Source organism: Nostoc sp. (assembly GCF_036916985.1).
Lineage (GTDB): Bacteria > Cyanobacteriota > Cyanobacteriia > Cyanobacteriales > Nostocaceae > Nostoc.
Genome location: NZ_JBALFD010000016.1, coordinates 120,434 through 146,341 on the forward strand (window position 1 = coordinate 120,434; position 25,908 = coordinate 146,341).

The following is a 25,908-nucleotide window of genomic DNA, read 5'->3' on the forward strand; positions in this document are numbered from 1 at the left end:
TTTTTCAGCAGACTTAATTATATGGACGTACTGACAAAGCTATGAGAATACCAACCTCCAAATAAGATGCTCTCTCCCTCCCACCCAAATCAATTGATTCGTATTTCTAGGTTGTGAACAAGCGGCATCTGTTGCACTAGTTGTACTTGCCAACGGTTAATCGTCGTTAAGAGGGTAATACAAGTCACAAGCTGAATATTATCAAAATGTGAAGGGCAGATGGGGTAATGTTGGTTACAGTCACGAATTTTGAAGAAGAATTCAGAAGTCAGAATTCAGAATTCAGAATCAAGACGCCCAATAGCGACACGCAAAACGAATCCTTGAGCGTCTGACTCGCTCTAGGAGCATTGAAAAGAGGCAGAGGGGCAGGGTGCGGGGGGCGGAGGGGAAAATTCTTCTCCCTGCTGCCCTGCTCCCTGCTCCCTGCTCCCTTCTTCCCCTACTCCCTATTCCCCACTCCCCACTCCCTTTAGTTCTAGTTCTAGTTCTAGTTCTAATTGTTCTTCCTTCTGGCTGGTGGAAAGTATTTGCGGAAGTTGTTCGATTTGGAAATACTGATGAAATTTTGGGGTTATTTGCAATGAGTAGGAACGAGAATCACTGTCTCGGCGCTTGCGGATGAAACCAAGTTCTACGAGTTCTGGAACGTGTTGATATACCCCTGAACCGCGCAGGTTAATCAAGTCGCTCTGGAGTATAGGACTATTAAGAGCGATCGCAGCTAAAGTCCGCAATGCACCTACACCCAATTCCACTGGTATCATAGTTTGCACTAAATCATGAAAGTCAGACCGTAGTTGCAAACTGTAACCATCTGGGGTTTCTATTACCTCTAGGGCGCTATCTCTGTGGGCATAATTGTCCATTAGTTCAATTATGCCTTCCTTGACAGTGGCGCGATCGCACGCGGCATACTCGGCGATTTCGCCGAGCGACAAGGGTTTACCCTTTAAATAGAGAATTGCTTCTATCTTCGTCGCTGTGGCTGTAATCATTTAGTCATTAGTCATTAGTCATTAGTCATTAGCAGATGACAACTAACAATCAACAATGTGTATAGGATTGTATCTTAATAACATAAGTCGAAGAATATTTTGACACTCTCCAATTAAAAACTGAGTATTGAGCATTGGGAACACACTTTTTTGTCCCCCCAATCCCCAATCCCTAATCCCCAATCCCTCTACTTGTGAGAATAAATTCTGCGATCGCTAAATCTTGTGGAGTGGTCACTTTTAAATTTGTCTCCTCTCCCTCGACAATTCGGACTTCGATGCCGCACTTTTCAAATAAAGCGGCGTCGTCAGTTACTTCCCAACCTTGACGGACACCTTCAGCATGACACTGTTTCAACAACTTGACATCAAATCCTTGGGGAGTTTGTGCCGCCCATAGTTGTCGTCTATCGGGTGTTTCTTGAATTATTCCTTGTTCATCGACAACTTTGATGGTGTCTTTGACTGGCACACCAGCAATCAAACCGGGACAATGGCGAATCGCCTCGGCACAAGAGTTAAATAAATCTGGTGTAGCCAAGCATCTAGCGCCATCATGAATCAACACTTGCTCTGCGTCTACTGGCAGAGATTGCAAACCATTGTAAACAGATTCTTGCCGGGTGGAACCGCCTTGAATCAATTCTACTGGTTTGGTCAGCTTCAGATCGGCGATAATTGCATTGAACTCTGGCCAATCGGTAGACTGAGAAATAATCCCGATCCAACTGATGCTACTGGCGGCTTCTGCGGCTAATAGAGTCCAAGCAATAATTGGTTGCGATCGCACTTTCAGTAGGAGTTTATTACGGTTACTCCCCATTCTTTTTCCGATTCCCGCAGCTGGAATTAGTAAATACACAGAATTCCTCAATCTTTAAGCTATATATTTTCCCCTAAAATAGGGAGCGAGTAAGCGTCAATAAATATTATGCGAGTAGTAGCCCTTGTACCTGGCGGAATTGGCGACCAAATTCTCTTCTTTCCGACTCTAGATGACCTGAAGCGCCATTACCCTAACGCTCAAATAGATGTCGTTGTTGAACCCCGGTCAAAGGCTGCCTACCAAGTGAGCAAGTCGGTTCACGAGGTACTGAACTTTGATTTTCAAGACCGTAATAGTCTGGCAGATTGGGGTAATTTGGTCGGCAGCATTCGCGATCGCGAATACGATGTTGCCATTGCTGTTAAGCAAAATTGGTTGGTGGGTCTTTTACTCTGGTTGACGGGAATTCCGATACGTATTGGCTACCAAGGCAAAGGATCGGGTTTTCTTACCCATACTGTGCCGTTCAAACCATCCCAGTATGCGGCAGCATTATACCACGACTTGCTGCAACCATTGGAAATAAATAGCCCCGTCCCAGAGTTAGCCGTAAATGTGCCAAAACCAAATATTGAGTGGGCACAAAAGGAACAAAAACGTTTAGGGGTGAATGAAACAGGCTATATCTTGATTAATGGCAGTTCTGGCCAGTTATCTAAGTCTAAAGAACTGGATAAAATCTACCCTGTTGAAAGTTGGCATCAAATTATTCATGGCTTCCAAGACAAGCAGCCGGATCTGCCTGTGTTGGTCGTTAAGGGGACTGATGATGAGCAATTTGTGCGATCGCTTCTGGAGTCTTCTCCAGATATCAAAGTAACTGCTCCAGATGATATTGGCAAGTTAACTGCCATAATTGCCGGCGCAAATTTGCTGCTGTCTACTGATAGTGAGGCATTACAACTGAGTGTTGCTGTCCAAACCTATACCATTGCCCTATTTGGTCCCACCGATCCGGTTAAGTTGCTGCCGAAAAATGATAAATTTCTGGCCATTGAATCCCCCACGGGAAAAACGGCGGATATTTCACCAAACGCAGTTTTAGAGAAGATTTGGGGCGGCTAAACCAGTCGTTTTTTGAAGAATTCAGAAGTCAGAACAAGAAAGGAAACGGGCGGTTAGAAACCGCGTCTATACAAACAAAACCCACCCCTGTGGGTTTCAAAGCCTTAATTTGACTTTAGTCCGCCTCCGCGGACTTTGCCTGTATAGCCGCGAATTCTATTCGCCAGGTCTTAATTTGACTGAATTATTTCTGATTTAAAATATCCCAAAAAAAGCATCATCTAATTCATAGCCCAGCATTTGGGCCATAGACTTCAGCCGCGATAGGCTGGGGATGTCCTGCTGTTTGAGCCAATCACCTAAGATAAAGATTTTGTGCATCAAAAATATCTCTAGGGCTTCGGGATTGTACTGAATACCTTCTTGGGAACTAAACTGGTGTGGTACAAGCATGGCGGCATAACGAGCAAATTCTCCAGCTTTCCAATCTAGTAAAAATGGCAACCAGGGATATTTGGCATCTAGGCGCACAAACCACAGCCGCACCTCTGGAATTTCTGATAGTTCCCGTGGATCGCCAGGTTCGAGATCGTAATTGATATCAAAACGTAGCTGCTGTTCATGGGATGTAACCCCATCTTGCAGCAGTTTTTCAATCACCGTTGACGCAGGCGACAGATCCAGATTGTTAATGAAGTCATTATTGAGTGCGATCGCAATTGTTATTGATTCAGCAGCCACTTTCTTGATGCTCAACTGTAGGATCGACAATATACAGTAGCAGCTTTCAGCGATTGACGCTACATTGACCTTTAAAAATCAATTAGTATTTACTGATACTTTTTTGCTGATAATTTGGTCAACCTACACAAGGTTTAGACACAAGTCTGACCTGCTCAAATTTATTTGATACTTTTGCTTAATTTTCGCTGGTTATCACAAAGATACATCTAGTTGCTAGCCTTGATATTATCTGTTGGCGATGCCTGCGGGGGCTACACCTACGCCACTCACTTCACTGATTTTTACTAAAATTAAATCTTGCTTTTATCGTTGCTATAATTACTCACACCTAACTAAATAATTACTACACGATTAATATGGTATGCCATGAGAATTAGCCTACTTGGGTAAGGCAATGCCTGCCCCAAGGTGGACATTTACAGCAATTTTAAGTTAAAGTTGTAATGAGTTTGTTTTAGATTAAGGTCTGACAAAGTAGCCGTCATACAAGCCAAAAAAAATCATTATCGCCATCTGTTACTTCCGCAGCATCAAAAGCCAAAACATAAGTACAGGTAAAACAGCGGTGTGCAATATCATTGCATATATTAAATAACCAATAAACATTTAGATGGGAAAATTCCCTCAACAGTTAACAAGCTGTAATATGCAAAAACAAACAATTACTACAAAACCAATTCGTTCCTTAGAAGATGCGCTTGAGCGCTGTCAAATCCTGGGTATGCGCGTCAGTCGTCAGCGTCGTTTTATTCTGGAACTACTTTGGCAAGCAAATGAACATCTTGCAGCACGAGAGATTTACGATCGCTTAAACCTACAAGGCAAAGAGATCGGTCATACTTCTGTTTATCAAAACTTAGAAGCATTATCAAGTCAAGGCATCATTGAGTGTATTGAACGCTGTGATGGGCGTTTGTACGGTAATATCAGTGACTCTCACAGTCATGTTAACTGTATAGATACAAATCAAATTCTTGATGTTCATGTAGAACTGCCAGAAGATTTTATCCGCAAAATTGAAGAACAAACAGGAGTGCGGATTACTGACTACAGTATTAACTTTTTTGGCTATCGTAATTCGCAGGGGGGATAGGGACTGGGGATTGGGGACTGGGGGACATGAGGGAGCAAGGGAGAAGAGTTTTCCCCTCCGCCCCCCGCACCCCGCCCCTCTGCCTCTTTCCAATCCCCTATTCCCCAATAGAATTATTGCCAAAAACTGTTTCATCATCGGCATCATCATCATATAAATCTACTGGCAAAATTGCGCCTTCGCAGCTTTCAATTTGTCCGATCGCAGGGGGATTTTTCCAATTCACATCAATGTTTGGGGTGATTTGGACGGTGTTTAAGAAAGGCTGCTGCGATCGCAAATGTTTCAGTCTTTGAAACGACTCTTTAGAGAACAAAGCACCATTATCAGCAGCAAATTTTTTCTCAGTATCAGTGAGAATTGCATCAAATAAACAGGCATTGGTGAGATTGGCAGAATTAAGATTTGTCCCCCTTAAATTCGCCTGTTGGAGGTTTGCGCCTGTAAGATTTGCCTGTTGCAGGTTTGCGCCTGCAAGGTTTGCGCCTACAAGGTTCGCACCTGTGAGGTTCGCCTGTTGCAAATTGGCTCCAGCTAAATTTGCCCCCATTAACTCCGCATTGGATAAGTTTGTTTGCTCAAGATTTACCCCAGTTAACGTCACTTGTAATAAAGAGGCTCCCGATAAATTGAGTCCAGCCAGAGACTTGATTCGGGTTGCGAAAGCACTTTTATGCAAAACTGTTGTCCTTGCAATTAGCACACTCAGCGCCTCTGGGTTGAATTCTGTCAAATTAACTGGATTCCCACAAAGCCAAAAAGGAATTTTTGTTTCTCGGTAGCAAGCACAAAGCAATAACAAGACATTCAGTCCCACCGCAGCATTCACCTGTTCAACATTCACAGGGTTTTGTAGTGCGTGAAAATTAGTTAAAGCGTTGTGGGCTATCCCCTCATCTAACCAACGTCCTTGACAGTAAGCACGCCAGAAATATAAAAGACGTTGAAACAAGACTTCAAATGAAAACTTGTGCTTTTGCTGGCGGCGTAATCCAGCGATCGCCAGTTCTTCAATTTCTTGGCTAAGTATGCCGTAACCTAGTAAATTATAAATATACTGTGCTGCGCTACTGGGAGAATCAAGCACAAAAGTTGGTGTACCATAAACCTCATCTTGGTACTGAGTCAGAAATTTAAGTTGGGCAGCAATAGCATCTGCACAAAGAAATTCTCCTAACTTGATGTATGAAAACTCAATTAAACTACTTTGTGCTGCGCTTTCGCCTGAGCTTTCTACATCCCGAATTTTAAAATAAAACCCTGGTAGAGTATTAAAATCACCAGCGACATTAATTTGATGACGTTGTGAGTGTAAAATTTTAAGAGCGATCGCTTGCATCTGCTCAAGTAAATCTTGAGGATGACGACCAGCAAGTAAATTAGCGATCGCTTCTGGAGTGCGGTGGATATGAGCCGATCCTGAACGCAATAGCATCGTCTTAATGCCACCACTTAGCGGATATCCCAATAACCATCGACTCAGACGATGATGAATCTCCCATAACAGAAAAGACTTTTGGGTATTAGCAGCTAACTGTAATAGTTCATCATCTAGCAATCCGTCGCGGTGCAAAATGCCCAACAAATGTAGCATTAGAGGTTGACGAACAAGTACAGATAATTCTCTTAATTTGGACTGGCTAGCAAATACCCCTGACTGTTTTAGCAATGTAAATAAATTTTGAGCAATGGGTAATGATTGCACTTTTGCCCACTGCTGAAACCATTGTTTAAGTTCGTCTACATCTAATGGCTGGATAATAATTCGCTTCAACAATAGCGGTAGTTCCGAGACAATTTCTGGTAAGGTTATGGAACGACTAGTCAACACAATTTTGTGTCGATGCTGAGATTGAAAGTTCAATAATTGCTGAAGAAAAATTGCTTGCGCCCTGATACCCTGAGCAGAATGGGGTAGTTCATCCAAACCATCCAGCAACAAGAGACAAGGGATATTTTCTTGCTCTAACCAAGTTGACAGATTAACACCAAAGGCAGAATTTAAGGTTTCGATGAAAGTTTTGCCGTATTTTACATCTCGTAACCGAATTACTATCGGCATCCAAGTCGGGTATAATTCTTGTGCAACTTGCGCCGCCCAAAGTTGGCAAAAACTAGTTTTTCCATAACCAGGTTCCGACTCGATTACAGCGATCGTTTCTAAATCAGTTAGCTGTTGCTCTGCCCATGTCTTTAAATCAACTGGTTTAACAGTTTTTTTATCCTGCTCAGAAATATTTTCCTCTATTGGTAAGCCTTTTTGTGGCACATAGATATCCTTGAGAGCAAAGGATTCCATCAGCAAAGGCTGACTGAGGTTTTGAATCAAACTTGCACGGTAATGTTCTCGGTGCAAATCAATTTTCTCACCGACTGTAGAACCAACTTCTGGGGCGACGAAGCTGGGAGATAATGAAATCCCCAATCGGAAAAATTTTTGTAGTTGGGCTAAAGGTGCAGCATTTTCGGTGACAACTACCAGCATATCACCCGGAAGTGAGTTGACCAAACGCTGTGTTAGGAGTTTAGCTTCAATTTCCTCTGTACCATTGGCAACTAACCAAGCGATGACAGCGCTATTTATTTGTTGCACTAGCAATGAATCTGCAACCAAAGATAGTGCTTGTTCAGCTTGAGTATCAGTCAATTTACCTGGAGTGAGAGTTTTCAGTAATCCTTGTAGTTGCGGATCTTGAAGGATGAATTTACCCACATCCTCTATCAATATGTGTGGCTGGACAGGTATACTTGCTCGGTCTAGCCACGGTCTTTGCAGCCTTGACTCCTGCTCTAAAATTGCTTGCAAAGCCTGGAGATAGGCAATCTGAAACGCTAGCCAGGTCCCTTCATTACGTTTTAATGGTTTTTTTTGGCTGAGGCTACGCAACAGGTTTTCTGTCAACCGGGAAATGACACTGATTTCTTCCCAAACAATATTTAAGGGCAGTTCTAAAACCTCTACCAAGGTACAGATATCAAAAGGTACAAGGCTTTTGACTTCCATATCCTGAACAATACGGTAGGCAATACCTGCCAACTGCCCCGCTGAAAACCCTTTGATTTGATTGATTGCGATATGGCGTTCTGCCAACCAGTGCCGAATACTCAGGTTCATTTAATTACATAATCAAGGCTGCATGAGGCAATTATGATCGATTTATCAGTTTGCGAAAACAGGTAACAATGATAAAGACTAAGTTTTGTATCAAAGTTGTTTTTTGATTGGTAAAAACACTGCTTGTGTATTGAGTGGATTATGAGCGATCGCCCGATAAAATTATTGTTAATCGACCAAGATCCCATTTTTCGTCTGGGATTACAGGTAGCTCTGGAAGCAATTCCTAACCTGGTAGCGATCGCATCAGTAGAAACTGATACCGTTGCCTTGCAGATTTTAGCAGAAATTGCCCAAAAAGACCCTAACCAGTTAAATTTGGTAGTTTTGGAGTTCGGTAATGGTCGCTCTACCACCAGTCAACAGCTAGGTTTACAATTCTGTCGCCAACTCAGAGCCTCATATCCCAACCTCCCAATTTTGCTCCTCAGTTCTGTCCAAGAACAAGGACTGCTATTAGCAGCAAAATCTATTGGTGTAAATGGCTACTGCCCCAAAGGTACACCACTTGCTGAGTTAGTCGCTGCTATCCAAGAGGTTGCAAATGGGGGTTCTTACTGGTTTGGCGATGCGGAAGCAATCATCACTCCTAATTCCCCACTCCCTAGTACAGACGCGATTAATCGCGTCTCTCCCCACTCCCCATTCCCCTTTTCTAAACTCAGAAATAATTTCCGTTTGTCAGGGAACACTAACATTGATGCCACCCTAGCCGCAGTAACAGCACAATTACAAGTTCCCGGATTACCAGTACTAGATCGAGCAATTCTAGCTGGACGGCGGCGAGAACTGTTAGCCGCTCGTTGGTTGCTAAATCGGTTATTGGTTTCATCACAAGAAAAGCAAGAGGAAATTCCGATCGCTGATGAGCCGCCTTTGACTCCTTCATCAAGCAGTGCCATTCAACAAAGGCAAACTGTGTCACCTTTACTTAGTCCAGGGACACTACAATCTGTCTTGTTTGCATCTTGCGTTACTAAACTTCAATTTCCTTTAAAAAATGTCACAGAGATACCTTTAGAAATTGACATCTTTCGTGAAGATAAAAAGCGGGAATTACTTTATCTAATTTTGCAAAAATTAGCTCAACAGTTGGATGAATTACGTGCTTCTAACATTGAGACAAATCAATTATATGAAGTCAAGAATATCTTAATTCGTGACTTGTGGCAAGTAGCAGTTACAGACTTTTTCGGGAAATTTTCTCGAATCCAAATAGGTAATCAAAATATAGAAATTGTTAACTTATTGCTACAAAATATAGAGGTTGTGCAAAGAGATATTCTCAATAAAATTCCGCTAATTTGTGAGTTGTATTCTTATCTGATATTTCAAATAGAATTGAATATTGATAATACCTCATATTCAGTAGTGAGTGCTGAGTCTAAGTCTCAGGCACTAATGATTTTAGAGAACTTGTTGATTCAGGTAGCGAATGGGGTAGTGCAACCATTACTAAATTCTTTAGCAGATGTAGAAGAGATTAAGCAAAATTTTTATGGGCAGCAATTAATTTCCACAAGAGAGATTGAAAGATTTAGAAATGATTTGTCATGGAAATATAGGTTGAGAAATTATATAAATGAACCAAAAGCAGTATTTGAAAGCCGTTATGAGCTATTTGTAATAGTGCCTCGTGGTATTGCCAATACTTCAGTTTATGCTCCTCGAAATCAGGAATTAGTAAGACTTTCTAATATTCCTTTAGTAGTGACATTGCTCCTAGAATTTAGTGATGCGATCGCACCGCGTCTAAAATCACTATTATCTTTTTTAGGTAGCGGTATAGTCTTCATTCTCACTCAAATAGTTGGTCGTGGTTTAGGTTTAATCGGTCGTGGTATTCTTCAAGGTATTGGTAGCGTTTCGTCAGTAGAAAAGAACTTTAGAAGAAATAGCAATCGACCCAAGTGAAGCACTAATAACAAATGACAAATAATGATTTTATCGGACTAGCAATTTCTTATGTTTACGCCACCAGTCTGCTTATCATTGGCGAGGGACTGCGTAGGCTATTTGGTGTGAAGCCAGATTTGACCCGCAAAGTAATTCATATTGGTGCAGGGATGTGGGTTTTCGGTGTCCTGCTGCTGTTTAAGCACTGGCAAATCGGAATTATACCTTTTGCTACCTTTATCGGACTAAATTACCTGTTTTACCGCTACCGAATTATCGGCGCAATGGATACCCAGGATAGCTCACCTGGTACAGTTTATTTTGCTATCTCAGTGACGCTGTTATTCGGGTTGCTGTGGCGGCCAGATGGGCCAGTAGATAGCGTTGCGATCGCGGTTGCTGGGATAATGGCAATGACCTGGGGTGATGCGCTAGCAGCATTAATCGGTAGACGCTTCGGACAGCATAAATACCAAGTGGGAAATTCTGTCCGTTCCTGGGAAGGTTCGGCAGCAATGTTTGTAGCAAGTACAGTGGTGATTTTCTTGGTGCTGTTGCTGCTACCTGGTTCGTCGCTGAGTCCCCTAGCAACACCTTTAGGTTTAGGATGGGCCTTATTAACGGCAGTGGTAACTGCTACTTTCGCCACCCTAGTAGAGGCAGTCTCACCACACGGTACAGATAACCTCAGCGTGCCTCTAGTAGCAGCCGGAGTAGTGTGGATAATGCAGGCATTTTTAAATAATTTGTAATTCGCCTCGTTCCCAGTCTCCGACTGGGAATGCTATCACGAGGCTCCGCCTCTAGGGGCTTGACGAGAGGTAGAACCTCTCGGAATACATTCCCAGCCTGGAGGCTGGGAACGAGGCAAAACGAGATTTTAAAGTCGATATAGTGTTATGCCCAATGCCCAATAACTCATAAATTCCAATTGCGGCGGAAATGGAAGAAACCTTCTAAAAACTCTTGCAAAGCAATATTGCTATTTAACTTTTGTTTACTCCACTCTTTTGCAGTCTGTTCCAGAATTACTGAGAAACTGGGATAGACGGGAGATAAATTTGCTAAATCTTTGACTTTAATTTTTTGTGATATTGCCAAGGCAATTAAATTAATTAATTCTCCAGCTTCTCCCCCCAATATCGAAGCTCCCAAAATTTCCCCATTGCGTAGCACAATTAATTTACACATACCAGTGGTTTCGCCGCAAATTTGGGCTGCTGCTACTGTTTTAAAATACTGTGGCAAAACTAAAACATCTCTACTAAATTGGCGTTTTGCTTGGGCTTCAGTCAAACCGACTTGCGCCAGCATCGGCACAGAAAATATCGCCCAAGGAGTGGAGCAATAATTTACTCGTAGCCTGGGGAAAAAGAGGGCATTATTCAGGGCAATTTTGGCTTCATAATTAGCAATATTGGCAAAGTCGTAACCACCAATTACATCACCACAAGCATAAATGCGGTGGTTAGTGGTTTGTAATTTATCATTCACCACTAAACTACGCCGATGCCATTTCACGCCTACTGTTGCCAAATTGAGAGATTCAAGATTTGGCTGTTGTCCAGTCGCGACTAAAATTTCATCAGTTTCAAAGGCCTTATCTCCTGCTTGAATCCACTTTTTATCCTCAATTAGCTTCACCTGAGTTACTGGTTTTTCGGTGAGGACGCGCACACCCTCGACTTCCAATTGTGCCTGAAGCAATATGGCTATCTCAGGCTCTAAATAGGGGAGAACATAAGGATGCTTGACTACTAACGTTACACTACAACCAAATCGCGCTAAAGTTTGAGCGATTTCAATGCTTTGGGGAATTCCGCCGATAATTACCCACTTTTTTGGTAATGTCTCTCCCTGTAAAGATTGCCAAATATTAGACAGGGTTAGATAGCCAGTGGCTTGCAATCCTTCAATCTCAGGAATTTCTGGACGTGAACCAGTGGCTAGCAAATAGTTACGGGCACGTAATAGGCGATTGTTAACTGCAAAAGCTAGTTGGGGAGAAGATTGAAATTGACCACTGCCAACTATGACATCGACTCCCTGCGCGGCTAGGATAGCTGGAGAATGCTGTTCTTTAAGATTTGAGGCGAGGCATTGAGCATACAGCATCGCTTCTTGCCATGCCATAGATATATGGCATTTTTCTGAGGTATTAGTGTGTGTGGCGTGAATACCAAAACCGGCTGCATTATTTAACTTCTGTGCCAGTTTAGCAATTTCCGTAAGAGCATGATGATGAGTAAACCCATAATCTACTTTGGGTTCCACCAGGGCAACTGTAGCACGTAGTTGGGTTGCAGCAAGGGCAGCGTAATATCCAGCAAGACTGCCACCAATAATTACAATATCGTAGTCAATTGTCATTTTTCATTGGGCATTGGGCAAAACAGTTCTGTTAGCGGTAGCGAGGCATTGAGCCAGTGCTGAGTAAATAAGTGAGATTCCCAACTCATTACTCATTACTCAGCACTCAGCACTCATTACTCAGCACTCAACGCTGTTAGTAAGCGTTGGTTATCGGACTCTTCACGTACAGCAACCCGGAAAAAGCGATCGCCTAGTTCTTGAAAGCTGAGGCAATCGCGGATTAAAATCTGATGATGTTTGAGTAATTGTTGCTGCAACTGCAAAGTAGACTGTTGAGACTCAACTAGTAAAAAGTTAGCGGCACTTGCTTGGGGGTGCAATCCTGGGATTTCAGCTAAACCCTGAAAGAGTTGGTTTCGTGCAGGTGGTAGCCATGCCCAGGTTTGCTGCTGAAACTCCGTATCTTGGAGTGCTGCAATTGCCGCCGCTGCCGCTAGTGTGTTTACAGGCCAAGGATCGCGCCATAACTGCCATTTTGCTAGACAATCGGGGTGTGCGATCGCATATCCTAATCGCAATCCTGGGAGACTGTAAAATTTGGTCAGCGATCGCAATACTACTAAATTTGGATATTCTTGTACCACCGGAATCAGGCTTTGTTCCTCATTGGGCGGCACAAAATCCATAAATGCTTCATCCACCACAACCAAAGCAAATTGCTCCAAGTAGGGCAATATAGACTCCCGCGAGAATAGCTTTCCAGTTGGGTTGTGGGGATTATTCAGCAATAATCCACAGTGAGTGCTGTTAGCGGCAGTGGAGCGTTGAACTACTGCTGTTAGCGGTAGCAGGGCATTGAGCCAGTGCTGAGTGCTGAGTAAAATCGATAACTCAGCACTCAGCACTCGTTGCTCAGAACTAATCAGGGGACACTCCAGCACTTTTGCGTCGTATGCCTTTAGGGTTCGGTAGTAGTCGCCAAAGGCTGGAGTTATTAGAATTGTCGCGGCTAATTGAGCTAATTCCCTACCGATTAAAGTGAGTAATTCTGCGGAGCCGTTACCCGGCAGAATCCACTCAGACGGCAATTGATGGAAGTGACTGAGAGCTAGTCTCAGTTCACTATAATTTGGGTCTGGATAGTGCTTAAGATTACCAATTTGGGACAGTATAGCAGCGATCGCGCTGTTTGGAGGTCCCAACGGGCTGATGCTAGCAGAAAAATCCAGAATAGCATCAGGGGGACAGCCAGCCAGTGCCGCTGCCCAGGCTAAATTTCCCCCGTGTGCAGGTTGCCGCATTAAAAAAGGGTTCCCGAAGACAGAACCTATGCTTTTGGGGGTGCTACCTTTTCTCTAAACAGTTTTCCTGCGGAGAAAGCAGGTACTCTCGTGGCGGGAATTTCCATCTTTTCATTTGTTTTCGGGTTACGACCTTCACGGGCTTTACGTTCCCGTGATTCAAATGAACCAAATCCCACCAATGTCACCTTATCACCAGAGGAAACCGCTTCAATAATCGTTTCCAAAGCGGCAGTTAAGACTGCATCCGCTTGTTTCTTGGTAACACTAGCTTTTTCAGCTACGGCATCAACTAATTCACCTTTGTTCATGTCAAACTCCTGAAGGTTTACTTGAGATTTCAGTACGTATGCAAATTAATACATCTTGTACCGAAAAACTTGTTCGCAGAAATACAAAAATCATCCTTTGGGAGTATTTTTACTCAAAACGGCTGTACATCCCATCGGCTCGACTTTTCAATGAATCATTCTAAGGTGTTGTAGCCTGATGTGGATAGATGAAAGCATTAATTTATATAGATTTCAGGATGTTTTGTAATTTTAGGGTAGTTGTTTCACTAAAAACCACCCCAAAAATAGGAAAAAATACCTATTAAAAACCACGATTTCCCAAAAAACTGGGAATTAGCGAGGTGGGAGATGGTTAGCGTTTGTTGGGATTAATTACCGATGTTAAAGAGTTATTGCTGAGATTAAGGAAATCCAACCCACATTCTGCACCCTCAAGTCTCACACAGCGATCAAATCGCAGTTAGTAGTACAAATAAACTATATATGATGCAAAAATCCTCTCTATGTGGCAGACGTTTTAAAGCATCTGGAAATATAGCCCTAAGAATCAGATTACGATTTGTAACATTTGTAGAATAGTATCTTAGAAAAGAAAAATTGGGAAATAATGTCGGATTTAAGAGCGGAATTAACAAAGATTTTGGATGAGGCAGAGTGGGAGTGGCTAATTCCTCATGTACAACGAGATGCAGTAATTTTGGTGGCACCTGATTTAAACTTGATAGATGTTGGAGTCGCGATCGCCAGTGATCACATTCCATCAGTGCAACAGTGGATTGATGAGCTATTGATTACCAAACCCACAACAGTACAGGTGGGAGAATGGAATCTTGAGCGTAGTAAGCGATTTAATACTCTCATTGTCCAGCCTTACGTTTTGGCACAAGAAATAGCCGCTGCTTAAATAACTTCTGTAGATTTGGCAGTAAATTTTGTAGCAGAGTTTTAGAACCTGCTACAAAACTTAATTACGTTAGCGTAGCGGTAGCGAGTATTCGTACCCTTACAGGGAAGCAAGCTACGCTTTTAGCGTCTCGTAGAGAGCATCATTACGAATTATTCTAATTAGTTTCTGTGTTGTTTTCGATGACAGTTGGTGTTGGGTTAGTTTCTAAAGAAAGATGGCTTGATTTACTAGTTATGACTTGGTTATTGCCGCGTACTAGCTGGCTGACTTGACCGATTAATTCGCCTAATTTGCCTTCGTCAAGTAAAGTATTAATTAAAGAAAGTCCACTTGTAGATAGTAGTAGTTTGTTAATATCTTGACTGCCATTACTACCATTAGCACCAGGGAATGAATAAATACGAGTATCTCCTAAAACTCCCGGTTGTGGTGCTAAAGCGGTGGCGATTTCTGGTAATTTATCGGCTAATTCTGGCCAGATAGTTGTCAGAATTTTGGCAGTGAGATTGGCGTTACTGATAGAGTTTTCGGCGGTAATTTTTGCTTGAATACCTTCTGCTTCTGCTAAAACTTTATCGCGGTTAGCTGCTGCGAGGGTGCGAATTGCTTCAGCTTCTAATTCGGCTGCTTGTTGAGCGATTTCTGCTTGACGGCGACGGCGGAAAGCATCGATTTCTACAACGTTGCGATCGCTAATACTCCGTTCTTCGGCTTCTCGTTCCGCAGCAATCACCGATAGGCGTTTGTTGCGTTCGGCTTTTTCAACTTCACCTGCTGTCTTAACTGATTCCTCTGCTTTTGCTTGTTGTGCTTGTGCAACAAAGCTTTCGCGTTTTTTGTTAGCAATAGCGATCGCTACATCTTCTTGAGCTAGTTTTGCTTCTCGTTCTGACTCAGCTATCCGCACTTGTGCTTGTAGCTTTCCAGATTCTACACTTTGTTCGCGTACAATCTCTGCAAGCTCAGATTCTTGTTTTTGCAGTGCTTGTGCTACCTTTAGCTGTTTATTCCGCTCTTCTAGAGAAATATCAGCTTCAATTTGGCTTTGCTGCACCGATAACTTTTTGCGAATTTCTTCTTCTTCAATTGATTGTTCTTGCAAAATTTTGGTACGCCGTACTGTTGCAGCCTCCCTATCTTTCGATTCTTGAATTTCGCGTTCTTTCTGGGCTTTTAGTGCTTCTACTTGCAATTTTTGCTCTAGTTTAGAACCTTCTTGTTCTTGGGCAATTTGTAGCGATCGCTTGAGGGCATCTAGTTCTTTTTGCTCAATTGTCACTTGGGCTACTAACTCAACTTCCCGCTTTTGTTGAATTGAACGTTGAATAATTTCGGTTCGCAAGCGCACGCCTTGAGCATCAAAAAAGTTATCTGGATCGTAAGTAACACTTTCTAATATTTCGGAAATGGCGATGTTATTTAGAGTTAATCCGACTTTTTTCAAATCGGTGCCAACTAAGTTCAGTACCTCTTGAGCAAACCCCAATTTATCAGAATCTATTTCCGCTAAATCCTTAGTTTTGGCTGCTGCTCTAATTGCATCATCTGCTCTTTTTTCTAAAGCATTTTTAATATCTTCAGGAGTAATTTTGATGCCATTTTGAGATAGTCTAGCGGCTGCGGTTAAAACATCATCTTCAGAGGCATTAATACATACATAAAAAGTGACTCGAATATCTGCTCGTAAATAATCTTTAGTCCGAACTGCGAGTTTACCAGTACGTTCCACATCAATGGAAATTTCTCGCAGAGGTACACGAGTTAACTGATGAAATCCCGGTAAAACAATGCAACCACCATAGAGAATTACTGATTTCTTTTTGATAAAAAGACCCCCAGTTCTCACGAATGCTTCGTTGTTGGGTGTCACTACATAAACCCGCGTGTAAGCAAACAGGCTAAATAGTAGTAATAAAACTAAAGCAGCAATAACTCCAGGAAACACTAATCCCCCACTAATTTGGGCAACAGTCGGCTGGATTATGACTGGGAGTGTTTGGGAAATTAATGTTGTTTGCTTTTGTTGTGGTTGCAAATTAATTTGTGGAACTTCAGCGATTGTGATGCTAGGTAAAGATTGGATAAAAGTTAACCAAAAAAGCATATTTTTTCCTCTCACTAACTTTAATTTTTATGGGGTGAGTTAGTTAACCAATGTTCTTGATCGGGACTATCTTTAGCAATAACTAGGTAAATTTGTGCCTTGTGTTCAATGATTAAAACTTTTTCTCCACGTTGCGGGGCAATCGTCGCCCAGTCTGGTAAAACAGCACTAACTGTCAAAAGATTACGTTTTGTATCTAGCACATCTACTTGTCCAATTCTGCCTAGATTTTCGGTAGGAATGTAAGCAGACGTAACAATCCCAATGCAACCTATCAAGCGATCGCTACTTGCATCTTCACCAAAATCGGCAAAAATCTTGCCAATTGGTCTTGCTATTAATCCTCCCATTAATAAACTGATAATCAGCGAACCAAATAATATAATAATCCCAATTAAACCAGTAATATTACTATTGGAATTTCCACTAATCCAAACATTTAACATCCAACCCAAAACACCCCACAGACTCAAATCTGTTGCCAATAACAATATGAGTGGTGCTTTCCCAATACCTACCCATCCCAGGAATTGTCCAAAACCCAATTCGCTATTGCTATCTGCATCGAAGTCTGCATCTACATCAACATCTGCATCAATATCTTGCCCTCCCCCGCCAGAAATTATCATAAACAAGAATAGTAAGACTCCGATTCCCAGAAATATCCAATAGGGCAAGTTGGCTGGGCTAAACAGCATAATATTTCGTAAATGATCTGTGCTGGTAGTTTTGTAACATCTAATCTATTTGAATTTATTTGATTAATACTACAAATGTCAATATAACAAGCTACATTATTTATTTCCTGACCATTTGACCAGAAAAATATAGATTTAATTTTATTTAAAAAAAGAATATTTTTCTTAAAATTTTGAATAAAATATTAACCAAAATCTTAATCAATAAAAAATAATTTTATGTCTATAAAAAGTCTCTTTTTTAAGATAAGTAGTCCTGCTGTATGTTTATATAAGGTAAATAAGAATGGTTAACTTTTTTAAGATAATGCCTCCGCATACAATGTATTATAAAAAACATCGGCAGATAAAAATCCAGGTAAGCAGAGAGCAAAATAACTGAATTTTGCGGAAAGTCTATGGTAAGATTTCGCAGAGTGGATTGGCTTAAGGCGTTGCCGCAGCCCAAACCATGCCTCAGACTAAAGCAAAATTTTCTTCTTTAAGATTTATCCATCTAGGAACTATAATTGTTACGATAATTTCAGATTAGATGTTGAAACCTTGATCCAATCTGAAACCTTAGAACTATTAGAATGGAATCGCCTCTGCCAGCACCTTGCCACCTTTGCGGCAACTAAGCTAGGGGCGACAGCTGCGCGTCATCTGAAAATACCCGATTCTCAGATCCAAAGCGAACAGTTGTTAGAGCAAACCAAAGAAGTCTACCAACTGGAAAATCGCCTGACTACGGGACTGTCATTTGAGGGAATTCAAGATATTGGCGATTCCTTAGAACGTGCAGAACGCAGTGGGACTTTGACAGGGGATGAACTGTTAGCGATCGCCACTACCCTCGCTGGTGCGAGAAATTTGCGCCGTGTCATTGACAATCAGGAAGATTTGCCGATACTCACTGATTTAGTTGCCGATTTGCGGACTTATCCCGAACTAGAACAGGAAATTCACCGTTGTATTGATGAACGGGCCCAGGTAACTGATCGCGCGAGTCAAAAATTGGGAGAAATTCGCACAGACTTGCGCCGATTACGCAGCCAAATTACTCAAAAACTGCAAAATATCTTACAGGCAAAATCTGGCGCAGTTCAAGAACAGCTAATTACGCAACGCAGCGATCGCTTTGTCATCCCTGTAAAAGCACCCCAAAAAGATGCCATCCCCGGTATTGTTCACGATACCTCTACTAGTGGTGCAACACTGTACGTAGAACCGAATTCAGTAGTGCCTCTAGGCAACCAACTACGGCAGATCATCAGAAGAGAACAAGCCGAAGAAGAAACTATTCGCCGCATTTTGACAGAACTTGTCGCCGCAGTCAAACCAGATTTAGAAAGATTGTTAGCGATCGCCACCACCTTAGATTTGGCAACCGCGAGATCGCGATATAGTTACTGGCTAGGGGCGAATCCCCCGCGATTTATCCACCGGGAAGACAAGGAAATCATTACCTTGCGGAACTTACGACATCCTTTGTTAGTGTGGCAGCAACAGCACGAACAAGGGCAACCAGTAATTCCCGTAGATTTGTTGATTAGTCCGCAAATTCGGGTAGTGACAATTACCGGGCCAAATACTGGCGGTAAAACTGTAAGCTTAAAAACCTTGGGATTAGCAGCATTGATGGCGAAAGTGGGTTTATTTGTCCCCGCCCGCGAACCAGTAGAAATACCTTGGTTTGATAAAGTGCTGGCAGATATTGGCGATGAACAATCCTTACAGCAAAGTTTATCCACATTCTCTGGACACATCCGCCGAATTAGTCGGATTTTAGAAGCATTGGGGACTGGGGACTTGGGACTGGGGACTGGGGAAAAGGAAATTCCTAATCCCCAATCCCTAATCCCCATTACCCCTTATCCCCAGAGGGGGCCCCACCTTCCCCAATCCCTAGTTTTACTTGATGAAGTCGGCGCAGGAACCGATCCAGTAGAAGGTAGTGCCTTAGCGATCGCCTTGTTGCAATATCTCGCTAACCATGCCCAGCTAACTATTGCTACCACTCACTTCGGCGAACTGAAAGCCCTAAAATACGAAGACGATCGCTTTGAAAATGCCTCTGTAGAATTTGACGAAAGTACTCTCTCGCCAACTTATCGTCTGCTGTGGGGCATCCCCGGACGTTCTAATGCTTTAACTATTGCCCTGCGCTTGGGATTAAAACCTGAAGTAGTACAACAGGCAAAAACCCAAGTGGGAGAGGCTACAGACGAAGTTAACCAGGTGATTGCTGGCTTAGAAGCGCAACGCCGCCGCCAAGAAACCAAAGCTGCCGAAGCCCAAGTTTTGTTGCAGCAAGCGGAACGTTTATACAAAGAAGTATCCGCAAAAGCCGCAAGTTTGGAGGAGAGAGAAAGCAGTTTACGGGCTTCACAAGAAGTAGCAGTGCAACAAGCGATCGCTCAAGCAAAAGGTGAAATTGCCCAAGTGATTCGCCGTTTGCAGAAAGGTACGCCCACAGCCCAAGAGGCGCAGCAAGCCACCAACGCTTTGAATCAAATTGGCCAGCAATATCAGCCAGCAACACCAGCAAAACCAAAACTTGGGTTTATGCCGAAAGTAGGCGATCGCATCCGTGTTCCCAAATTGGGACAGGTAGCAGAAGTAATCACTGCCCCTGATGAAGATGGCCAGTTAAGCGTTCGCTTTGGGCTAATGAAAATGGCTGTGAAGTTAGAAGATATAGAATCTTTAGATGGTCAAAAAGCCGAACCAGTCGTCAAACCCAAGCCAGCCCCAGCAGCAGTAACCCCTCCACCGCAAAGCGTTCCAGAAATTCGGACTTCCCAAAATACCATCGATTTGCGTGGTAAACGGGTAGCTGATGCCGAATACATTTTAGATAAAGCCATTTCGGAAGCTACAGGCCCAGTCTGGATTATTCACGGGTATGGCACTGGTAAGCTACGACAAGGCGTTCACGCCTTTTTGCAACAGCATCCCAGAGTGAACAACTACGAACCAGCAGAACAAGCAGATGGCGGCACCGGTGTTACCGTTGCTCACATGAAATAAAGAGCAGGAAATTTGCTTCACTTCGTACCCTACGGGAACGCCAAAGGCGAACGCAATGACTGTAAATAAATATTTTTGTCCACCTACTTACCCTGCTCCCTCATCTCCCTCTACTTCCCCATTACCCAAGTTGCAAAACTTGCACCTCTTCTTGTGGCAAAATTAATGTTCTACCGATGGGTAGAACAGCTAAAGCATTGGTTTGAGCTAAATTAATTAAATTACCAGAACTATGACTACCACCAGCTTTGTGAAATTCGTAAACTCCATTAATTAAATGCAATTTACCCCAAAGGTAAGTTTCACGCTTGCCATCCGATCGCAATTCATCATGCGATCGCACTTTCAAAAATACTGATTCCCAACTTTCAGTAATTCCCGAAAGTTTTTTAATTGCTGGTAGCACAAACCGCCAAAATGTCACCAATACAGCCGCAGGATTCCCTGGTAAACCAAAATAAAGCGGGGACTGGGGACTGGGAAAGGTGGCGACGGTGAGGGGTTTTCCTGGCCTCATTTCTACAGCCCGAATGTAGATTTTTGCTCCTAGCGATTCGAGAATTTTGTCAACATAATCATAATCTCCCACTGAAACACCACCAGAAGAGATGACTATATCAGCGATCGCAACGGCGTGGCTAATAACTTTCTCCAGAGCAACTGGATCATCTTTCACAATGCCTAAAATTAAGGGTTCTGCGCCACTTTCTTTTACCAAAGCTGCGATCGCATACTGATTAGAATCCACAATTTGCCCTGGTTGTAACGGCTGATCAATTGTTGCCAACTCATCACCAGTAGATAAAATTGCTATCCGTGGACGGCGGTAAACACTTAATTGCGGACACTGTGCTGCTGCCAATACGGCAATTTCTGAGGCATTTAACTTAATTCCTGCTGGTAGTAGTTGTGTTCCAGCTTGATAAAAAGATGCTTTGTGTCTGACAAATTCTTGCGGTTTTGGTGCAGCCAGGATAAATACGCGGTTTTCCTCCCGGCATGTCTTCTCTTGCATCACTACAGTATCCGCACCTGCTGGGATCACCGCACCTGTGAAAATACGTGCGGCTTGCCCTAGTTGAATCGTAGACTGAGGCTGATACCCAGCCGGAATATCTTCAACAATTTCTAAAATGGCTGGTTGTTCGGCACTAGAGTGCTGTACATCTTCGTAGCGAACTGCATAGCCATCCATTGCCGAATTATCCCAATGGGGAAAATCTAGCGAACTGGTGACAGGTGTTGCCAAAATGCGACTATCTGCTGTGAATAAATCGACAACTTCTGTATCCCGTTGACGATCCAACGGTTGTACCAAATTTAAAATAATTGCTTCTGCATCGCTGACTGATAACATAGCGATCGCCTCCGACTTTCTCTTTTATCCCTGTAAAGTAACACTGACCAATTTTAGATTTTAGATTTTAGATTTGGGATTTTGGATTGATTTCTGCTTGAGAGTAAATCCTAAACTACACACTGCCAGTAAACCAATAATGATGTTTCCTTCGGGGACTTTGAATACCTGAACCAAATTGTTACTTAAATCTAGTATTTGCTTTGTGCCTGCTGTATCTCTATTGTTAAAACCAAATTCTCTAACTAGAACCTCATTACTAAAACCTTCATCTATGAGTGCGAGATTATTATTCAGCCATGTGTCACCAGGAAGCTCATCATCCTTGCCAACATCAAAGGGGCCAAAGATTTGTTGCGTAGTGTTATCAAAGTTGAACCTCAGAAAACTGTAGTTAGATACACCATTCAGCACTGGAGTAAAACTATTTATGAGATTATTCAATGGATCAAAAAAGGAAATTGAGAGGGACTGTAAGTTATTTGTAGCTCCCGAACCTGACTCAGAAATGATGTTGGGAGCAGTTGTTGTATCGTAGTTAAATGAACCTTGAGCTAAATAACCGGTGTCTCCCTTCCAGTTAAATTTGAATTCAGCAGCATGAACTAGGTTGTTGGTGGTTATAGCGATCGCTAATCCTAAAGCAGTAGTCGTCACTAGACTAATAGCTGTTTTTGTAAACAGATGCATCATGATACAACTTCCAAATTAGTTAAAATTAAGTTTTTAGGACTTACGCATTGACAATAAACATCAAATATGTAGTATGTAAAAAAAACATATTTGTCGTAGGGGCAATACCCTGCGGGAAGCCGCTTCTCTACGAGACGCTCCGCGAACGCGTCTACATGAATTGCCCCTACAGCGTGGTCTATTGGCAATCATATTAATATAAAAAACAGGAGTAATTATTATTCTCCAACCCCTAAATAAAAATACCTATTTTGTATGACTATCGAACGACTTCCCCAAAAACACTATCCCAAGGCTGAAATTGGGCGGCGAGGTATGGCATTAGGACTAGATTTCCTTGGTGTCTGGTTAGTCAGTTCCCTGCTGGGAGGCGGCGATATCGGGATTCAATTTGTGGAAATCTTAGTTTTTGTCATACTTTGGCTAGTTTCACGGGTACTGGTGCCATACAACAATCAAGGGCAAAGTTTAGGGCGTTGGGCTTTCGATTTAAAGGTGTTGGAAGTCGAAGATGGTGAAGTAGTGGGTAGAATTCCAGATTTGCTCTCACTGGTGAAGCGAGAGGCGATTATCGGCTTGGGTGCTTTATTAGTGTCAATTGCCCTGAGCAATATTAGAGCCAATCCCACTGCTATACTGCTAGTATTTCCCCTAGCGATCGATTGTGGCACTGCCTTCTCTGATACCCAGATGCGGCAGGCTTTGCACGATCGCTATTGTGGAACTTTCATCGTCTCGTCGCGCCGTGGCTACTCGCTCGATATAAAAATTAAAAGATTAGTTGATAATATGCGGCGGAATGTGAGAAGATAGTCATTTGTGTTTATTCTCTTCAGGCTCCACTGTTTGTAAGATTATGGCTAAGAGTAAAGGCGCCCGTATAATTGTCACACTAGAGTGTACAGAGTGTCGGACAAATTCAGATAAGCGTTCTGCTGGTGTTTCACGTTATACCAGTACAAAGAATCGCCGCAACACGACTAACAGGCTAGAACTGAAAAAGTTCTGCACCCACTGCAACAAACATACCGTTCATAAGGAAATTAAGTAAAGATGAGTTATTTCCGTCGTCGTCTTTCTCCGATCAAGCCAGGAGAACCAATCGATTATAAAGATGTTGATTTATTACGTAAGTTTGTCACCGAGCGGGGTAAGATACTGCCACGTCGGATTACAGGGCTGACATCTCAGCAACAGCGAGAGTTGACATTAGCAATTAAGCGATCGCGGATTGTGGCTTTGTTGCCATTTATCAATGCAGAAGGCTAAAACAATTTTGGATTTGGGATTTTAGATTTTGGATTATTAAAGAGAAAGTCCAAAATCTCAAATCTGAATCAGAGAGTGTAAAATAGATTGCTGAATGAAAAACCCTTGGATTTAGGATTTAACACCAGTTATAAGATCCAAAATCCAAAATCTAAAATCTAAAATTATTAGAGTGCGAGAGTTGTGGAGAAGGGGACGCTAGTTGAATTTAGGGTTCAAGGCGATCGCCGTCTGGGCATCGTAGAACGTCCAGACGGGAAAACCCGCTGGTTTGTGGTAGACGAACGTGGTCAATCCCACAGCCTCGCGCCTAGACAAATAACCTATACAGTTACCGGACAGACTTACAAGACCTCTGAGATTGCCAGCTTTTTGGAGCAGGTCAAGCCTTATTTAGACCCATCTAGCTTAGAAGTAGCTTGGGAATTACTGGTTGAAGATGGGGAAACTGTTACTCCCGACCAAATGGCGAATCTGCTATTTTCCGAATCAGCCGCGCCTCTTTGTTATGCCGCCTATTGCTTGTTATCAGACGATAAACTCTATTTCAAGCAAAAAGGAGACGCTTACGAAGCCCGAACTGCTGCTCAAGTTGCAGAACGCCAGCACCAAGTAGAAGTAGAGGCACTAAAAGCTAAGGGACAGCAGGAATTTTTAGTTCGTGTAGAGCAGGCGCTCAAAGGTGAAGCCGTAGAGTGGGGGCGTCACGATCGCCAGCGCTTAGAAGGACTAGAGAAATACGCAGCGTTAATCGCTGATACCGTGCGGACGGGGGTTAATTATGACTCCTTGGCTCGCGCTTATCCGCCCAGTGCTGCCGTATTAGAAACAATGACCATGCTGGGACGACCCACAACGCCCCAAGGGGCCTTTCAATTATTGGTAGATTTGGGTTACTGGAGTCCTTATGAAAACTTGTTCCTGCGTCGTTCTTCAATTCCGATTCAATTTCCTCATAAGGTATTAGAAGTGGCGCAACAGCGTTTGGATTTCCCGCCAATTGACTCAGATACAAACCGCCTTGATCTGACTCACCTGAAGGTGTACACCATTGATGATGAAACGACCACAGAGATTGACGATGGTCTGAGTTGGGAAGTACTACCCGATGGACGGGAACGCCTCTGGGTGCATATCGCCGATCCCACTAGATGGTTAGTACCGGAAGATGAATTAGATTTAGAAGCCAGAAAGCGCGGTACTACAGTCTATTTACCGACGGGGATGATTCCCATGTTTCCCGAAGTATTGGCAACTGGGCCAATGAGTCTGATTCAGGGAAGAATTTGTTGCGCCCTCAGTTTCGGAATTATTTTAGGTACAACTGGGGGAGTACAAGATTATAGCATTCATACCAGCTTGATTAAGCCGACTTATCGCCTCACCTACGAAGATGTCGATGAAATGCTGCAATTACGGGTACAAGCAGAACCGGAAATTGCGGCGATCGCTATTTGGGCACAGCGGCGGAGAGCTTGGCGTTACGCCCAAGGGGCAATTAGCATCACTATGCCCGAAGCGACGATTAAAGTCAAAGGTGAGGAGATCCACATTGATATTTTAGACGATTCCCCATCGCGGCAACTGGTAGCAGAAATGATGATTGTTGCCGGTGAAGTTGCGGCTCGTTATGGTAAAACTCATAACATACCTTTGCCCTTCCGTGGTCAACCGCAACCAGAATTACCTCCAGATGAGGAATTGCTGCTACTTCCAGCCGGATTCGTTCGCGCTTGTGCCATGCGTCGTTGTATGCCCAAGAGTGAAATGAGCATTACGCCTTTGCGTCATGCTGGTTTGGGTTTAGATACTTACACCCAAGCCACCTCTCCCATCCGCCGCTACAGTGACTTACTCACCCACTTTCAAATTAAAGCCCATTTGCGGGGTGAAGTTTTGCCATTTTCCGCAGATCAACTTAAAGAAGTGATGATGACTGTCACCAGTATCACCCAAGAGGTGACGATGGTGGAACGACAAACTAATAGATATTATGCTCTAGAGTATTTACGCCGTCATCCAGAAGAAACTTGGGATGTGACAGTGTTGATGTGGCTGCGAGAAGACAGCAACTTAGCCCTAATTTTGTTAGAAGATTTGGGCTTGCAGTTACCAATGGTTTTCAAACGTTCTGTGAACTTGGGCGAACAGATAGTAGTGAAAGTTAGCCACGCCGATCCACAAAAAGATATGATCCAATTTCAAGAAATAATTTATCAAGAAGCTCAAACAGCGGCGAATTAACTAATTTGTCATTAGTCATTAGTTATTAGTTATTCGTAAT

General features: G+C 42.9%; 21 protein-coding genes. 10 read left to right on the forward strand and 11 right to left on the reverse strand.

The features are described from left to right. Positions 1-449: 449 nt before the first annotated feature. A complete protein-coding gene (gene scpB / locus V7L07_RS05605; protein WP_335055794.1) occupies positions 450-998 on the reverse strand; it encodes an SMC-Scp complex subunit ScpB in 549 nt (182 codons plus the stop codon). 172 nt (positions 999-1,170) lie between these two features. Further along, entirely contained in the window at positions 1,171-1,860 is a 690-nt protein-coding gene (ispD, locus tag V7L07_RS05610; protein WP_335055796.1) for a 2-C-methyl-D-erythritol 4-phosphate cytidylyltransferase, read from the reverse strand. 69 nt (positions 1,861-1,929) lie between these two features. Between ispD and V7L07_RS05615 the strand changes: the two genes are divergently transcribed. Then, the gene (locus V7L07_RS05615) at positions 1,930-2,889 is read left to right on the forward strand and encodes a glycosyltransferase family 9 protein (protein ID WP_335055798.1); all 960 of its coding nucleotides are present in this window, start codon (positions 1,930-1,932) and stop codon (positions 2,887-2,889) included. A 195-nt stretch (positions 2,890-3,084) separates the two neighbouring features. On the opposite strand, the gene V7L07_RS05620 is transcribed toward V7L07_RS05615, so the two are convergent. Further along, positions 3,085-3,555 carry a CRR6 family NdhI maturation factor gene (locus V7L07_RS05620; protein ID WP_334767536.1) on the reverse strand — a complete coding sequence of 157 codons (471 nt, stop codon included), beginning with the start codon at positions 3,553-3,555 and terminating at the stop codon, positions 3,085-3,087. A gap of 664 nt (positions 3,556-4,219) precedes the next feature. On the opposite strand from V7L07_RS05620, the gene V7L07_RS05625 reads away from it, so the two are divergent. Beyond that, positions 4,220-4,666 carry a Fur family transcriptional regulator gene (locus V7L07_RS05625; protein ID WP_335055800.1) on the forward strand — a complete coding sequence of 149 codons (447 nt, stop codon included), beginning with the start codon at positions 4,220-4,222 and terminating at the stop codon, positions 4,664-4,666. A gap of 97 nt (positions 4,667-4,763) precedes the next feature. Here V7L07_RS05625 and V7L07_RS05630 read toward each other — a convergent pair whose 3' ends face one another. Further along, a complete protein-coding gene (locus tag V7L07_RS05630) occupies positions 4,764-7,781 on the reverse strand; it encodes a pentapeptide repeat-containing protein (protein WP_335055802.1) in 3,018 nt (1,005 codons plus the stop codon). Positions 7,782-7,922: 141 nt separating this feature from the next. On the opposite strand from V7L07_RS05630, the gene V7L07_RS05635 reads away from it, so the two are divergent. Together V7L07_RS05635 and V7L07_RS05640 are read left to right on the forward strand one after the other, a co-directional pair. After that, a complete protein-coding gene (locus V7L07_RS05635) occupies positions 7,923-9,695 on the forward strand; it encodes a DUF3685 domain-containing protein (RefSeq protein WP_335055804.1) in 1,773 nt (590 codons plus the stop codon). Positions 9,696-9,709: 14 nt separating this feature from the next. Then, the gene (locus V7L07_RS05640) at positions 9,710-10,429 is read left to right on the forward strand and encodes a diacylglycerol/polyprenol kinase family protein (protein ID WP_335055806.1); all 720 of its coding nucleotides are present in this window, start codon (positions 9,710-9,712) and stop codon (positions 10,427-10,429) included. 166 nt (positions 10,430-10,595) lie between these two features. Here V7L07_RS05640 and V7L07_RS05645 read toward each other — a convergent pair whose 3' ends face one another. From V7L07_RS05645 to V7L07_RS05655, 3 genes are all read right to left on the reverse strand, one after another. Continuing rightward, positions 10,596-12,047, reverse strand: a complete 1,452-nt coding sequence (locus V7L07_RS05645) for a dihydrolipoyl dehydrogenase family protein (protein WP_335055808.1) — start codon at positions 12,045-12,047, stop codon at positions 10,596-10,598. Positions 12,048-12,163: 116 nt separating this feature from the next. Next, the gene (gene cobD / locus V7L07_RS05650) at positions 12,164-13,291 is read right to left on the reverse strand and encodes a threonine-phosphate decarboxylase CobD (protein ID WP_335055810.1); all 1,128 of its coding nucleotides are present in this window, start codon (positions 13,289-13,291) and stop codon (positions 12,164-12,166) included. A gap of 26 nt (positions 13,292-13,317) precedes the next feature. Next, a complete protein-coding gene (locus V7L07_RS05655; RefSeq protein ID WP_010998076.1) occupies positions 13,318-13,602 on the reverse strand; it encodes an HU family DNA-binding protein in 285 nt (94 codons plus the stop codon). A gap of 589 nt (positions 13,603-14,191) precedes the next feature. On the opposite strand from V7L07_RS05655, the gene V7L07_RS05660 reads away from it, so the two are divergent. Continuing rightward, positions 14,192-14,488 carry a DUF2288 domain-containing protein gene (locus V7L07_RS05660; RefSeq protein ID WP_334767537.1) on the forward strand — a complete coding sequence of 99 codons (297 nt, stop codon included), beginning with the start codon at positions 14,192-14,194 and terminating at the stop codon, positions 14,486-14,488. A gap of 157 nt (positions 14,489-14,645) precedes the next feature. Here the strand turns inward: V7L07_RS05660 and V7L07_RS05665 are convergent, their stop codons facing one another. Together V7L07_RS05665 and V7L07_RS05670 are read right to left on the reverse strand one after the other, a co-directional pair. After that, positions 14,646-16,595 carry a flotillin family protein gene (locus V7L07_RS05665; RefSeq protein WP_335055812.1) on the reverse strand — a complete coding sequence of 650 codons (1,950 nt, stop codon included), beginning with the start codon at positions 16,593-16,595 and terminating at the stop codon, positions 14,646-14,648. A gap of 20 nt (positions 16,596-16,615) precedes the next feature. Beyond that, a complete protein-coding gene (locus V7L07_RS05670; protein WP_335055814.1) occupies positions 16,616-17,293 on the reverse strand; it encodes a DUF1449 domain-containing protein in 678 nt (225 codons plus the stop codon). Positions 17,294-17,836: 543 nt separating this feature from the next. On the opposite strand from V7L07_RS05670, the gene V7L07_RS05675 reads away from it, so the two are divergent. Continuing rightward, complete coding sequence (locus tag V7L07_RS05675) at positions 17,837-20,305, forward strand: endonuclease MutS2 (protein ID WP_335055816.1); 2,469 nt, start codon at positions 17,837-17,839, stop codon at positions 20,303-20,305. A gap of 121 nt (positions 20,306-20,426) precedes the next feature. On the opposite strand, the gene V7L07_RS05680 is transcribed toward V7L07_RS05675, so the two are convergent. Continuing rightward, entirely contained in the window at positions 20,427-21,662 is a 1,236-nt protein-coding gene (locus V7L07_RS05680; RefSeq protein ID WP_335055818.1) for a molybdopterin molybdotransferase MoeA, read from the reverse strand. A gap of 60 nt (positions 21,663-21,722) precedes the next feature. Next, positions 21,723-22,355, reverse strand: a complete 633-nt coding sequence (locus V7L07_RS05685) for a PEP-CTERM sorting domain-containing protein (protein ID WP_335055820.1) — start codon at positions 22,353-22,355, stop codon at positions 21,723-21,725. A 255-nt stretch (positions 22,356-22,610) separates the two neighbouring features. On the opposite strand from V7L07_RS05685, the gene V7L07_RS05690 reads away from it, so the two are divergent. The 4 genes from V7L07_RS05690 (at position 22,611) to V7L07_RS05705 (ending at position 25,868) form a co-directional block, all read left to right on the forward strand. Then, positions 22,611-23,168 carry an RDD family protein gene (locus tag V7L07_RS05690; protein ID WP_334695239.1) on the forward strand — a complete coding sequence of 186 codons (558 nt, stop codon included), beginning with the start codon at positions 22,611-22,613 and terminating at the stop codon, positions 23,166-23,168. A gap of 43 nt (positions 23,169-23,211) precedes the next feature. Then, on the forward strand, positions 23,212-23,406 hold the full coding sequence (gene rpmG, locus V7L07_RS05695) for a 50S ribosomal protein L33 (protein WP_094333178.1): 195 nt from the start codon (positions 23,212-23,214) through the stop codon (positions 23,404-23,406). Between the two features lie 2 nt (positions 23,407-23,408). Next, entirely contained in the window at positions 23,409-23,624 is a 216-nt protein-coding gene (gene rpsR / locus V7L07_RS05700) for a 30S ribosomal protein S18 (protein ID WP_012411240.1), read from the forward strand. A 183-nt stretch (positions 23,625-23,807) separates the two neighbouring features. Continuing rightward, the gene (locus tag V7L07_RS05705; RefSeq protein ID WP_335055822.1) at positions 23,808-25,868 is read left to right on the forward strand and encodes a ribonuclease catalytic domain-containing protein; all 2,061 of its coding nucleotides are present in this window, start codon (positions 23,808-23,810) and stop codon (positions 25,866-25,868) included. Positions 25,869-25,908 lie beyond the last annotated feature (40 nt).